11 protein-coding genes and 2 tRNA genes are annotated in these 13432 nt (G+C 42.9%); 12 read left to right on the top strand and 1 reads right to left on the bottom strand.

Features of this window, described 5'->3' with window-relative positions:
- The first annotated feature begins 12 nt into the window (after nt 1-12).
- The 4 genes from ACZ449_RS03980 to ACZ449_RS03995 all read left to right on the top strand — a co-directional run bounded on the left by ACZ449_RS03980 (nt 13) and on the right by ACZ449_RS03995 (nt 3022).
- Entirely contained in the window at nt 13-765 is a 753-nt protein-coding gene (locus ACZ449_RS03980) for an ABC transporter ATP-binding protein (RefSeq protein ID WP_464259773.1), read from the top strand.
- Nucleotides 766-777: 12 nt separating this feature from the next.
- The gene (locus ACZ449_RS03985) at nt 778-2007 is read left to right on the top strand and encodes a SufB/SufD family protein (protein ID WP_464259774.1); all 1230 of its coding nucleotides are present in this window, start codon (nt 778-780) and stop codon (nt 2005-2007) included.
- A gap of 171 nt (nt 2008-2178) precedes the next feature.
- A tRNA-Leu gene (locus ACZ449_RS03990) sits at nt 2179-2263 on the top strand.
- Nucleotides 2264-2440: 177 nt separating this feature from the next.
- Entirely contained in the window at nt 2441-3022 is a 582-nt protein-coding gene (locus ACZ449_RS03995; RefSeq protein ID WP_464259775.1) for a DUF2238 domain-containing protein, read from the top strand.
- 35 nt (nt 3023-3057) lie between these two features.
- Here ACZ449_RS03995 and ACZ449_RS04000 read toward each other — a convergent pair whose 3' ends face one another.
- Nucleotides 3058-4296 (bottom strand): radical SAM protein, encoded by a 1239-nt coding sequence (locus tag ACZ449_RS04000; protein ID WP_464259776.1) that lies wholly within the window; start codon nt 4294-4296, stop codon nt 3058-3060.
- A gap of 158 nt (nt 4297-4454) precedes the next feature.
- Between ACZ449_RS04000 and ACZ449_RS04005 the strand changes: the two genes are divergently transcribed.
- From ACZ449_RS04005 to ahbA, 8 genes are all read left to right on the top strand, one after another.
- A tRNA-Gly gene (locus tag ACZ449_RS04005) sits at nt 4455-4529 on the top strand.
- A 236-nt stretch (nt 4530-4765) separates the two neighbouring features.
- A complete protein-coding gene (tig, locus tag ACZ449_RS04010; protein WP_464259777.1) occupies nt 4766-6055 on the top strand; it encodes a trigger factor in 1290 nt (429 codons plus the stop codon).
- Nucleotides 6056-6079: 24 nt separating this feature from the next.
- On the top strand, nt 6080-6685 hold the full coding sequence (gene clpP / locus ACZ449_RS04015) for an ATP-dependent Clp endopeptidase proteolytic subunit ClpP (protein WP_464259778.1): 606 nt from the start codon (nt 6080-6082) through the stop codon (nt 6683-6685).
- Nucleotides 6686-6697: 12 nt separating this feature from the next.
- Nucleotides 6698-7960 carry an ATP-dependent Clp protease ATP-binding subunit ClpX gene (gene clpX / locus ACZ449_RS04020; protein WP_464259779.1) on the top strand — a complete coding sequence of 421 codons (1263 nt, stop codon included), beginning with the start codon at nt 6698-6700 and terminating at the stop codon, nt 7958-7960.
- A 138-nt stretch (nt 7961-8098) separates the two neighbouring features.
- Nucleotides 8099-9793: an ATP-dependent protease LonB gene (lonB, locus tag ACZ449_RS04025; protein WP_464259780.1), complete on the top strand. Its 1695-nt coding sequence runs from the start codon at nt 8099-8101 to the stop codon at nt 9791-9793.
- A gap of 147 nt (nt 9794-9940) precedes the next feature.
- Nucleotides 9941-12256, top strand: a complete 2316-nt coding sequence (lon, locus tag ACZ449_RS04030) for an endopeptidase La (RefSeq protein ID WP_464261804.1) — start codon at nt 9941-9943, stop codon at nt 12254-12256.
- Nucleotides 12256-12894, top strand: coding sequence for a ribosome biogenesis GTP-binding protein YihA/YsxC (gene yihA / locus ACZ449_RS04035; protein ID WP_464259781.1), 639 nt, complete (start codon nt 12256-12258; stop codon nt 12892-12894). The genes lon and yihA overlap by 1 nt, the downstream gene beginning before the upstream one ends.
- A 71-nt stretch (nt 12895-12965) precedes the next feature.
- Nucleotides 12966-13415, top strand: coding sequence for a siroheme decarboxylase subunit alpha (ahbA, locus tag ACZ449_RS04040; protein ID WP_464259782.1), 450 nt, complete (start codon nt 12966-12968; stop codon nt 13413-13415).
- The last annotated feature ends 17 nt before the right edge of the window (nt 13416-13432 follow it).

The raw sequence follows: 13432 nt of genomic DNA on the forward strand, positions 1-13432 counted from the left end.
GAGGAGATACTGTTGTTAAAACTGGAAAATTTGTCGGTGGCAGTCAATAATCGCCAGATATTGCATGAGGTTAACCTGCATATCAAGCAGGGAGAAGTACATGTGCTGTTTGGTCCAAATGGTACAGGAAAATCTACATTGATTGGTGCAATTATGGGCTTTGCCCGGTATACAATCACCACCGGGAAGATTTATTTCAAGGGGCAGGATATTACGAATCTGCCGGTAGATGAACGCGCCCGCAGGGGGATTGGTGTTATGATTCAAAGACCGCCAACTTTACGAGGACTTTCCGTGCGGGAAATAGTAAATATTTGTGGAAAAAACCAGGTTGATGTTGAGATGCTGGCTGGTAAAACAAATATGTTGGGATTTTTAGCTAGAGGTGTGAATGAAGGGTTTTCTGGTGGTGAGATCAAACGTTCCGAACTGTTGCAGTTGATGGCGCAACAGCCGGATTTAGTCATGCTGGATGAACCTGAGTCAGGGGTTGACATTGAAAATATCGCTGTGGTTGGACAAGCTGCAAATTATATTTTAGACCGGGGTACTAGAAAGAACGGTCAAACTATCAAAAAACGCCGGACTGATCGGCAAAAGTCGGGGCTGATCATTACACATACTGGCCACATTTTGGATTATGTACCTGCTGATATGGCTCATGTAATGTACCAGGGAACCTTATCGTGCAGTGGCAATCCGCAGGAAATGTTGGCTTGCATTCATGACAAAGGATATGAGGAATGTGTTAATTGCGCGTTATAAGGGGATGAAAATATGAAGAACGAGGCAAGCATTCGTGACAAGGCACAGGCCGCATCTGAGAAAAAGGCCGTGCTGGGTGCTGATATAGATTTTGCGCTTTTTACTGATAAGGGTATTGAAAAACCGTATTTTTCCGATCCTGCTCAACTTTCACTGGAACAGCAAACTCAACTAGCGGGTATTGGCATGGAAATAGCGGGTGCGGAACGCTCGGGAACGTATATGCAGATTGATCATTCGGTTGTGCATTGTAATGCTGCCAGTGACGACGTAGAGCTAATGAGTACTGATGAGGCTTTGAAAAAGTATGATTGGTTGAGTGATTATTGGTGGCAGGCGGTTGAGCCTGATGCTGATAAATACACTGCCAGGGCGGCTTTGCATCAGGAACATGGCTATTTTATTCGGGCCTTAGCGGGTTCGAAGATAGATTATCCAGTGCAGGCTTGTCTATATATTGGTCAGGAAGACATCATCCAAGATGTTCATAATATTATCATTGTGGAAGAAGGGGCAGAACTGCATGTTATTACAGGTTGCGCTACTGATCCCCATGTAAAAAAAGGCATGCATGTTGGTATTAGCGAGTTCTATGTAAAAAAAGGCGGGAAGTTGACATTTACTATGATTCATCGTTGGGGCGAGGAGATTGCGGTTAGACCTCGTACCGGCGTTATCATTGAAGAAAATGGTTTATACATTTCAAATTATATCTGTATGCAGCCGGTACAGGATTTGCAAATGTATCCGACGACTAAGCTGGTCGGACGGGGCGCGGTTTCCCGTATTAACTCTATTTTGGTTGCACCGCCAGGTTCACATATGGATGTTGGCGGGCGTGCTATCCTAGCGGCACCAGGCGCTAAGGCCGAGATTATTGCTCGTACGATTAGTACCGGCGGCGTGGTGATTAATCGCGGACATTTGCTGGGACAGTCGCCGGAAACCAAAGCCCATTTAGAGTGCCATGGTTTACTGCTGTCAGAACAAGGGGTCATTCATGCCGTGCCAGAACTGGAAGCTCGGACAGGTAATGCAGAGCTCAGCCATGAAGCTGCAGTTGGAAAGATTGCGCCTGAGGAAATTGAGTATCTGATGGCTCGCGGTTTGAATGAGGAGGAAGCGGTAGCTACGATTGTCCGCGGCTTTCTTAATGTGAACATTGAGGGATTGCCTGATGCTTTGAAACGGGAGATAGACACTGTAATTCAGGAATTTAGCTTGAAAAATACAGATGATTGATTATATGCATTGCAGGTGAATGGGTGATAATCAAATGAAAGAGATAGTTGATGCTTTTAAAAGGTTCAAATATCTCTTTTTTCTAAGATACATAACATTCCTTGAGTAGGTTATTGACATAGTAAAATAACTATGATAATATAACAACTGCAGCACAACACAATCTCATTTGCGGGAGTGGCGGAACTGGCAGACGCACTAGACTTAGGATCTAGCGCCGCGAGGCGTGCAGGTTCAATTCCTGTCTCCCGCACCATAATCAAAAAAAGACTTGCAGTCATGCGAGTCTTTTTTTGATATAATTTACATCTGAGAAGAGTTTTGTTTACTCCTGTTTCAAAAATAATTTGGCAAATAAATAGGCAAACTATAGGGACATGCAAAGCGCATAGTAGCATAAGTCTTTATATCTCGGGAGCTTGGGAGGGACATCTTGATTTCTCAAAGGAAAACAATGCTTATTCTTACAGGCACTTTCCTGGTGGTTTTATTAGGCGTAGTATGGGGATTAGTGCAACAGGGACGATACGACTATGCTCAGAATATAGTCATAAAAATAGTTTTGTGGGTACTTTATACTTTTTTTGAAGTAAAGTGCGGCATTAGTATTAGTAACTGTATCCGGGCTAGTGTAATGGCAGTGCTGATTAGCGATAGCTTTTTGGGTTTATATTTGGATTATTATCTTACATCATCAATTTTTGATAAAGTGCAGCACGTATTTGGCAGCTACGCATTTTCACTGTTTGCCTATAGTATTATTTGTAAACTTACCCAGCCTACGATAGGACGGGGGTTTACATTTATCTTTATTATTACATTAGGACTTAGTATTGGGGCGGTATATGAGATTGGTGAGTTTCTGGGTGATAGTCTAGCTAACCCCAAAATACCTAGCCAACCCAATTTGCTTGACACCAATCTTGATTTGATTGCTGATGTAATCGGCTCACTGTTTGCCGCTATTCATGTAACAATTATATTAGTAGGAAACTTAAAAAATAATATTGAATAACCATGGTTGGCGGGCAGGAGGGGGTGCTGATATTACTAGTCATCCTCCCATTTACCGGTATAAGGATTATAAGAACAATCAGTAGGGGGCGCATACCAGCATTTTTCAGGGTCCAGGCTTTGCGCCAGGGGGCGGCAATCCGGGCAAGCAAAACGGTATTCGCAATCTTGACATCTAGTTACACACGCTTTGGATGTTTGCCAACACAGTTGGAGTGGTTGATTAGTAAGAACTGTATGAAGAGAGTTATCGACTATGTTCCCACAAACCTGGCTGCGGGCGAAGATGCAAGGAATGACATCACCGGTGGCAGTTATAGCGAGGCGCCCGGCTAAACAATTATGGAAATTCTGGGCTTTGACGAAGGATTCCCGGTCAGTAAAAAAAGGTGGTTTGATTGATTGCTTGGTATAGGCTGTCGGTAATAAATCCTGGTCATCACCGCGGCCAGTAGGCCGGACAATATCCGGAGGTGCGGCTTCTACGCCAAGTTCAGTACATAGGTTCATAATATTATCAGCTTCGTGCTCGTTGGCTTTCATAAGAATAGAGGCAATGCGAAGCGGAATGCTTTTGGCTAGAATTTTGGTTATGGCAGTCATGGTTTTTTCAAAGCTACCAGGATGAAGCGTTACTTTGTCATGAGTTGCAGCATTGTTAGCGTAGAGAGTGGTAGCAATGTTGACATCATATTGTTTGAAAAAATTAATACAATCATCATCGATAAGAGTGGCATTGGTAAATATTTCAATTAGTTCGTAGTTTTCTTCACGGGCTTTGATTACTAAATCCCGCCATTTTGGATAGAGCAGTGGTTCGCCGCCGATAAGCTGGAGGGTATAGGCACCCTCCTTACGAGCTTCGGTAATAAGCTCAAGCCAGCGGTTATGTGACACACAACCAGCAGGTACTTCTGGACTGCTGGCAGAGTAGCAATGTAAACAACGGTTGTTGCAGGTCGAGGTAAGCTCTAGCCAAACAAATTCTAATTGCGGCTGATAGCAGGAAATAGGGTGCTTCTGTGTGATTGTTTGAGGAGCATTATAGCAGGAGCCCAATCCTTTGGCAGTTAAACCATCAAGGAAGGAAATGTATGCTTTATTGTCCTCAAGGGCTATATCCATTAGTGCTTCTACTGCTGTGCCTTGACATGCTTTTAGGAGCTCAACTGCGCCACGATTAATTGAATATACTCGGCCTGATGTTAGATCATAGATGGCTCCGCGTGCTGTACCTTCGACAAGTACGCATTCCTCTTTCAGGTAATAATACAACTGATCAGCCTCCTTTGGGAGAAACATTTCTTTATGTTTTTTATACATAATATGCGAGTCAATGAATATGTGTTAGCTCCTAAAAAGTTAAAACACAAAAAGGGTGTTGACAAATAATTGAGTTATGGTATATAATAAATTTCGTTGTTAAGACATACGCGGAAGTAGCTCAGCGGTAGAGCATCGCCTTGCCAAGGCGAGGGTCGCGAGTTCGAATCTCGTTTTCCGCTCCATTATTTATAAACCCAGCATATTCTGCTGGGTTTTTTGCACATATCTTGTCTTTGGTTTTTAAGTGTGGTATGATATTATGCATGACATTGCTGCAATTTGTGGATACTGGCCAAAAAAACAATGATCAAACCAGGAAGCACATGAAATTTATGTCAATAATGGGAATACTACTATAAGGGACTATGTTGACAGTCATAAGCTGTGTCAGCAGATTTCATAAGGAGGAAATACATAAATGAAGGTAACAGCGGAAAGAATAGACAATCATAAAATGGTGCTCAATTTAGAGGTACCCCAAACTGAGGTAGCCAAGGCGCTGGAAAAGGCGTACCGCAAATTGGCTAATCAAGTCAACATTCCTGGTTTTCGTAAGGGTAAAGCCCCACGTAAAGTTATAGAAGCGCGCATTGGTAAAGAAGCGCTGCTTGATGAAGCATTTGAAATTCTGGCTCCTGAGGCTTTTGGCAAAGCACTTAAAGAAGAGGGTATTGATCCAGTTGGTCGTCCTGAAATTGAAGTTGTTACCTTGGCAGAAGACCAGCCATTAGTATTTAAAGCTACTGTCACTAAAATGCCTGAAGTTACCTTAGGACAATATAAAGACCTTGCAATAGAAAATACTACTGCTGAAATCACTGACGCAGATGTAGATTCCGAGCTTGAAAAAAATCGTAGCCGTAATTCCAAAATGATAGTTGTTGAAGATGCGGAGCTTACGAAAGGCGATTTGGCTATTATTGACTTTAAAGGCTTTGTTGATGGCGTTGCCTTTGAAGGCGGCGAAGGCAAGAGTTATCCTCTGGAAATTGGTTCAGGCAGCTTTATCCCTGGCTTTGAAGACCAATTGATAGGTGCTAAGTCTGGCGAAGAAAAGGAAGTAACAGTTTCTTTCCCAGAAGATTATTTTGTTGCTGAATTGGCTGGTAAAGCGGCTATATTTAATGTTAAGATTAATGATGTTAAGCGTAAAGAGGTTCCGGAGCTTGACGATGATTTTGCTAAAGAAACTAGTGATTTTGATACTCTGGCGGAATTAAAAAATGATATTAAGAATAAGTTAGAGCAGGCTGCTATTGCTAAAGCTGAACGCGAATTCCGTACTGCAGTCATCAAAACGGCAGTTGACAACGCTCAAGTTGACGTACCAGACCTTATGATTGAAAACCAAATTGATAATATGATTCAGGATTTTGATATCAATTTACAGCAGCGCGGCATGAAACTTGATAAATATCTGGAATATACTAAAATGGATATGGCAGCTCTGCGTGCTAACTACCACGATTCTGCGTTATATAATGTCAAAACCGATTTGGTTTTAGAAGCTATTGTAAAAGCTGAAAACTTTACTGCTACGCCTGAGGAAATGCAGCAGGAAATTGAGTCTATGGCAGAGAACTATCAGACAACAGCTGAGGAAATTACCAAAGTAATTCGTGAGACGAACAGATTCCAAGCTCTCCAGGATTCTGTGCTTCGTAAAAAGGCTGTCGAACTTATTATTGATAGTGTTGCAAAAAAATAAATTTTAGGTTTGAGGTGACTTATAATGCCCTATGTGCCAATTGTTGTAGAGCAGTCTAACCGTGGTGAGCGGGCGTATGATATCTACTCACGACTGCTAAAAGACCGTATTGTGTTTATTGGTGGACCTATTGACGATACTGTGGCAGATTTGTTTGTTGCTCAGTTGTTGTTTTTGGAGTCTGAAGACCCGGATAAAGATATCCATGTATACATTAATAGTCCAGGGGGCGTAGTTACTGCTGCTATGGCTATGTATGATACTATGCAATATGTTAAGCCTGATGTAACTACTACCTGCATGGGGCAGGCAGCTAGTGCTGCTGCACTGCTACTTACAGCTGGAGCAAAAGGTAAACGCTATGCATTGCCTAATTCCAGGATTATGATTCATCAACCGCTTGGTGGTACCCAAGGGCAAGCTACCGAAATTGAAATTCACGCACGGGAAATTCTCCGTATGCGAGAACATTTAAACGGGATTCTTGTCCACCATACCGGTCAACCGATGGAAAAAATCAAAAATGATACCGAACGGGACTTCTTTATGTCCAGCGAGCAGGCCAAAGAATATGGCCTCATTGATGCAGTCGTGGTACGGGGTGACAGACACAAGGAGACTCCCAAGTAGAGAGGTGGTAATATGTTGAAGTTCGGTGATGACAGGGGTCAGCTGAAATGTTCCTTTTGTGGTAAACTGCAAGAGCAAGTAAAAAAACTTGTTGCCGGTCCGGGAGTATATATATGTGATGAATGTATCGAACTGTGCAATGAAATCATTGAAGAGGAACTGAGTGAGGATATTGATGTCGAACTCAGAGATGTTCCTAAGCCCAAAGAAATAAAAGATATTCTTGACCAGTATGTTATCGGCCAGGAGGAAGCTAAGAAATCCCTGGCAGTGGCTGTATACAATCACTATAAGCGGATCAATCTTGGTGCCAAAATGGATGATGTTGAGTTGCAGAAGTCTAATATTATCATGCTTGGCCCGACTGGCAGCGGTAAAACTCTGTTGGCGCAAACATTAGCTAAAATTCTCAATGTTCCCTTTGCAGTAGCAGATGCTACTTCATTAACGGAAGCCGGATATGTAGGCGAAGATGTAGAAAACATTCTTTTAAAACTTATTCAGGCTGCTGACTATGATGTGGAAAAAGCCGAAAAAGGTATTGTTTATATTGATGAAATTGATAAAATTGCGCGCAAGTCGGAAAATCCGTCAATTACCCGTGACGTTTCTGGTGAAGGAGTGCAGCAGGCTCTCCTTAAAATATTAGAGGGTACAGTTGCCAGCGTACCACCGCAAGGTGGCCGTAAGCATCCACATCAGGAGTTTATTCAGATTGATACCACTAACATTCTCTTTATCTGCGGCGGTGCCTTTGATGGTGTTGATAAAATTATCGGTGCCAGAACAGGGAAAAAGTCGATGGGATTTGGCGCTGAAGTTCGCAGCAAAGAGAAAAAGCAAGTGGGTGAAGTGCTGCGTAATATCTTGCCGGAAGATCTCCTCAAGTTTGGTCTTATTCCCGAATTCGTCGGTAGACTTCCTGTAATTGTTACACTGGATGCTCTTGACGAAGAAGCGCTTGTACGCATCCTAATCGAACCTAAGAATGCTCTTGTTAAGCAATATCAGAAGTTCTTGGAAATCGATAATGTGCAGCTTGAATTTAAAGATGAAGCATTAAAAGAAATTGCTGCTGAAGCTTTAAAACGCAATACTGGTGCTAGAGGTCTTAGAGCGATCATTGAGACCATTATGCGCAATGTCATGTATGATATTCCATCCCGTACTGATATTGCTAAATGCATTGTTACTAAAGAAGTTATTAGTAACAAAGAAGAACCAATGCTGGTAGCTGTTGAGCGTAAAAACAAGAAAAAAGAAGAATCTGCTTAAAAAGAAGCCGCAAGGCTTCTTTTTTTCATAACTAACTTGCCGGGTTTTGCCAGGATAAAATAGTGACCATTGCCAATACTAGACTCATGATAAAGGAAAAACATCGATAAATTGCCCGGGAAGGAGGTTCGTGGAATTTTGGATTATGCTGTCAATATTATCAGTGTGATTCAGTTATTTTTTGCCGTGGTTATTGGACTCTATTTCTGGAATCTGCTAAAGTCACAACAGGGTAATAAGATGGCGGTAGAGCGCGAATCTAGAAAAGAAATGGATAAACTGCAAAAAATGCGGGAAATATCCTTAACTGAGCCACTGGCTGAAAAAACCAGACCTACTAACTTTTCGGAAATAGTCGGTCAACAAGAAGGGTTAAAAGCACTCCGTGCCGCACTATGTGGTGGCAATCCACAACATGTGCTCATTTACGGGCCACCTGGCGTCGGTAAGACAGCAGCAGCCCGGTTGGTACTCAATGAAGCCAGACAAAATGGCTATTCTCCTTTTCAGACTGAGGCTAAATTCATTGAACTTGATGCCACAACAGCCCGTTTTGATGAACGAGGAATTGCCGATCCTCTTATTGGTACAGTCCATGACCCAATCTATCAAGGCGCGGGTCAAATGGGGCTGGCAGGTATTCCTCAGCCCAAAGCAGGGGCAGTAACCAAAGCACATGGTGGTGTGTTATTTATTGATGAAATTGGAGAACTTCATCATATCCAAATGAATAAACTATTAAAGGTGTTGGAAGACAGGAAGGTGTTTTTGGATAGCTCCTACTATAACAGTGAAGATACCAACATTCCCCAGCATATTCATGACATATTTCAAAATGGTTTGCCAGCAGATTTTCGCCTTATTGGTGCTACTACCCGGACGCCGCAAGATATTCCTCCAGCTATACGCTCACGGTGTGTCGAGATATTTTTTCGACCGCTTTTGCCTGATGAAATCGCTAAAGTAGCTTTGACTGCAGCTAAAAAGGTCGATTATAGTCTTGAAGATGGTGCCTTGGGGGTGATTAAACGGTATGCAACCAATGGGCGTGAGGCCGTTAATATCATACAAATAGCAGTTGGGATTGTTCAAAGTGCAGGCAAACTGGAACGCACCATTACACAAGCTGATGTCGAATGGGTTATCAACTTTGGACAATACAGTCCGCGGCCTGAGAAAAAAATTCCGATTATTCCCCAGGTTGGTGTAGTTAATGGCTTGGCGGTCTATGGTGCCAATATCGGTATGCTTATGGAGCTGGAGGTAACGGCAGTTCCCAATAATTACGGTACAGGAAAACTTACTGTTACCGGTGTTATTGATGAGGAAGAATTTGGTTCGGCTGGGCGCACCATGCGGCGCAAAAGTATGGCGAAAGGTTCGCTGGAAAATGTACTTACGGTATTAGCCAAAGAGTGTGGTATTGAATATCATAATTATGACATACATGTTAATTTCCCCGGGGGTATTCCTGTCGATGGACCGTCAGCTGGAGTAACGGTTGCCACGGCTATTTATTCGGCTGTAAATAATATACCTATTGATAATACAGTTGCCATGACAGGAGAAATTTCTATTAGAGGTTTAGTAAAGCCGGTTGGTGGAGTGAGTGCAAAAGTAGCTGCAGCTCAACAAGCGGGGGCCAAGCGCATTATCATACCTAGCGAAAATTGGCAGGATTTATATAAGAATATGGATGTCGAGGTCATTCCGGTGGAAACACTACAAGAAGTACTACAATATGCCATGGTGAAAACCAGTGAACCCGTAAAGCTGGATGTCCTGCCAGCTATGCCCAAGGTTTTGGCAGCTGCTGGCGTTGAAAAAGTGTAAATTATTTAGCCGGGTTATTAACCCGGCTGTTATTATTGGGGAATAAAAGGATTTTTTAGCAGACACTTAGAATATTTTATATAACGGTGTTGAAACTACTGTTAATTGACTTAAATAACTGCAGGGTTACCGAAGGAGGAAGCAATGTTGGCAGAAAAACGGCGTACAATACCACTTTTGCCGCTGAGAGGCATTTTAGTATTTCCATATATGATTATTCATCTGGATGTTGGCCGGGAAAAATCCATTAGTGCTTTAGAAGAAGCTATGGTGCAAGACCGGCTGATTATGCTGGCTACACAGAAAGATGCACAAAATGATGCACCTCAACCTGAGGATATCTTTTCCGTGGGCACTGTTGCAGAAATCAAGCAACTATTGAAGTTACCCGGAGGAACAATAAGGGTACTGGTAGAAGGTCTGTATCGCGGTGAAATTGAAGATTTTATCAGTCTTGATCCGTATTATCAGGTTCAAATTCGTGAATTTGACGAGGATGAGTCCAAGACGCCAGAGATTGAAGCGCTTACCCGTACGGCAGTTAATCAATTTGAACAATGGGTTAAGTTGAGTAAGAAAATACCGCCTGAGACACTGGTATCAGTAGTGGTAGTTGAGGAACCAGGACGCTTGACAGACCTTATTGCCAGTCATTTATCACTGAAGATTGAAGATAAGCAAACCCTGTTAGCGGCAGTGGGAATTACTGCACGCCTGGAACGGTTGTGTGAAATTCTTGGGCGCGAGATGGAAATTCTTGAACTTGAGAAAAAAATTCATGTCCGCGTGCGCAAACAAATGGAAAAAACGCAAAAAGAGTATTATTTACGTGAGCAATTAAAAGCTATTCAGAAAGAACTTGGTGAAAAAGACGAACGAACAGCTGAAGTGGAAGAATACCGGGAACGGCTCAAAGAAAAAAATCTCCCAGCCGAAGTAACAGAAAAGATCAGCAAAGAAATTGACCGTCTGGAAAAAATGTCACCGATGGTGGCCGAAAGTGGTGTCATTCGTACCTATCTGGACTGGTTGCTGGCACTTCCCTGGAATATCGAAACAGATGATCGTCTGGATATTACCGATGCCGAAAAGATACTTAATGAAGATCACTATGGTTTGGAAAAGGTTAAAGAACGGATTTTGGAATATTTATCAATCCGCAAACTTACTGAAACGATGAAAGGGCCAATTCTATGTCTTGTTGGACCGCCTGGTGTTGGCAAAACCTCGTTAGCCCGTTCGATAGCTAGGGCGATGGAGCGTAAATTTGTGCGGATTTCCTTAGGTGGAGTACGTGACGAAGCCGAAATCAGAGGCCACCGCCGTACCTATGTCGGTGCTTTGCCAGGACGTATTATTCAAGGTATGCGTACGGTAGGCTCTAAAAATCCCGTTTTCCTTATGGATGAGATTGATAAAATGAATGCTGACTTTCGCGGCGATCCCTCTTCGGCGTTGTTGGAAGTACTTGATCCGGAACAAAATAACACCTTTAGTGATCATTATATCGAATTACCCTATGACTTATCGCGGGTATTGTGGGTAGTTACTGCTAATGTGATGCATAATATTCCCCGGCCGCTTTTAGATCGCATGGAGGTTATTTCGATTGCCGGTTATACTGAGGAAGAAAAAACGGAAATTGCCAAACGGTATTTAATTCCTAAGCAAACATCAGATCATGGTCTGTCTGACAAACAAATTGCTTTTTCTGAGGGAACCATTCAAAAAATAATTCGTGAGTATACCCGGGAAGCCGGTGTAAGGAACTTGGAGCGCAACATTGCCAATCTATGCCGGAAAGCGGCCCGTAAAATAGTCCAAGACAAGGGACCGGTTATTAAAATTACGGCGCAAAATCTGCATACGTTTCTGGGGGCTCCCAAATATCGCCATGCACAAGCCGAAGAGACCAGTCAAGTAGGTGTCGCAACTGGTTTGGCTTGGACTGAGGTTGGTGGTGAGGTGCTGCCTGTAGAGACCTCAACAATGAAAGGTAAAGGGAAATTGCTCCTAACAGGCCAACTGGGCGATGTAATGCAAGAATCAGCACAGGCAGGGTTTAGCTATATCCGCTCCCGGGTCAAGGAGCTAGGAATTGATGAAGATTTTCATGAAAATCTGGATATCCATATTCACTTACCGGAGGGCGCTATTCCTAAAGACGGACCATCTGCAGGCATTACGATGGCTACTGCCATTGTGTCAGCCTTGACAGGAAAAGCGATTAAGAGCGGGCTCGCTATGACCGGAGAAATAACTCTGCGTGGCCGGGTACTGCCTGTTGGCGGGATTAAAGAGAAAATACTTGCTGCCCACCGCGCGGGAATTAAACAAGTGATGTTACCTAAAGAAAATAAACGCGATTTGGACGAACTTCCTGCAAATGTAAAACGCAGTCTTGATTTTGTATTGGTGGAGCATATGGATGAAGTGCTAAAAACGGCCATGGTGACAGAGTAATGACTGATACTGCGTCTTTTAATATCATCAATGCCAGTTATGTTGCGACTGCGGTTAATTCCAGTCAATATCCAGCAGGCGATCTTACAGAAATTGCCTTTATTGGACGTTCTAATGTTGGTAAATCCTCACTGATTAATTCATTATGCCGTCAAAATGGGCTAGCTCGTATCAGTTGTACGCCGGGAAAAACACAGACGATTAATTACTTTCGTCTTACCGGTAAGCTGCCTGATGCGTCCCGGTTAGAATTCATGTTGGTTGATTTACCTGGCTATGGTTATGCGAAAAGGGCTCAGGCGGCGCGTGCAACCTGGTCAAAGTTTATTGAGGAATATTGGCTCACATCACCCCGGCTAAAACTAGTATGCCAATTGATTGATCTTCGCCATCCACCCATGGAGAGTGACAGTAACGTTTATCGATGGTTGGTAGCGCATGAGCTTAATGTTCAAGTGGTGGCCACTAAAGCCGATAAAATCCCTAAAAGCCGTATTCTGAAGCATAGTCAGGAGATTTATAAAGGGATTGATATGTTGAATCTCAATCCTGATGGGTGCGTTCTGCCTTATTCTACGGTAAGTGGTGCTGGCAGGAATGAACTTCTTGACGTTATCAGGGATATTTTGCTAAAATGATAGTACTATACGGAGGAAACAGTCAGCCGGCTGTTTCCTTTTGATTACTATGATCAATTCAGGAGGCGTATATGCTGACCGATTTTGACAAAGAGTTGCTTAACCTTATTCAAACAAGGCTGCCCCTTGAACCACGCCCATTTGCTATAGTAGCAAAGTGGCTGGAAGTTGAAGAGACCACCGTGATTGAACGATTGTCCTGGCTTAAAGACCATGGTTATATCAGACGATTTGGTGCTTTTTTTGACTCGGCTTATCTAGGATATGTCAGTACGTTGGCAGCCGCTAAAGTACATCCGGAAAAGATGGCTGATGTTGCCGAAGCAGTTAATGCCTATGCAGGTGTAACGCATAATTATGAACGGGATGGAGAATACAATCTCTGGTTTACCCTCCTTACAGCGAATCAGTTGGAACAAGATCAGATATTGGCTGTTATTGCCAATTTACCTGGAGTGGAGGGGCTTATTAGCCTGCCTGCCATTGAAAAATATAAAGTGAGCGTTGCCTTCAATCTATAAGGATAATTAGGACTGTT

It is taken from the genome of Desulfosporomusa polytropa (assembly GCF_055380075.1).

Bases quoted from the DNA above. Each gene is read 5' to 3' on its own strand.
- ACZ449_RS03985 (WP_464259774.1), top strand. From the start codon at position 778: ATGAAGAACGAGGCAAGCATTCGTGACAAGGCACAGGCCGCATCTGAG.
- tig (WP_464259777.1), top strand. From the start codon at position 4,766: ATGAAGGTAACAGCGGAAAGAATAGACAATCATAAAATGGTGCTCAAT.
- clpP (WP_464259778.1), top strand. From the start codon at position 6,080: ATGCCCTATGTGCCAATTGTTGTAGAGCAGTCTAACCGTGGTGAGCGG.
- clpX (WP_464259779.1), top strand. From the start codon at position 6,698: ATGTTGAAGTTCGGTGATGACAGGGGTCAGCTGAAATGTTCCTTTTGT.
- yihA (WP_464259781.1), top strand. From the start codon at position 12,256: ATGACTGATACTGCGTCTTTTAATATCATCAATGCCAGTTATGTTGCG.
- ahbA (WP_464259782.1), top strand. From the start codon at position 12,966: ATGCTGACCGATTTTGACAAAGAGTTGCTTAACCTTATTCAAACAAGG.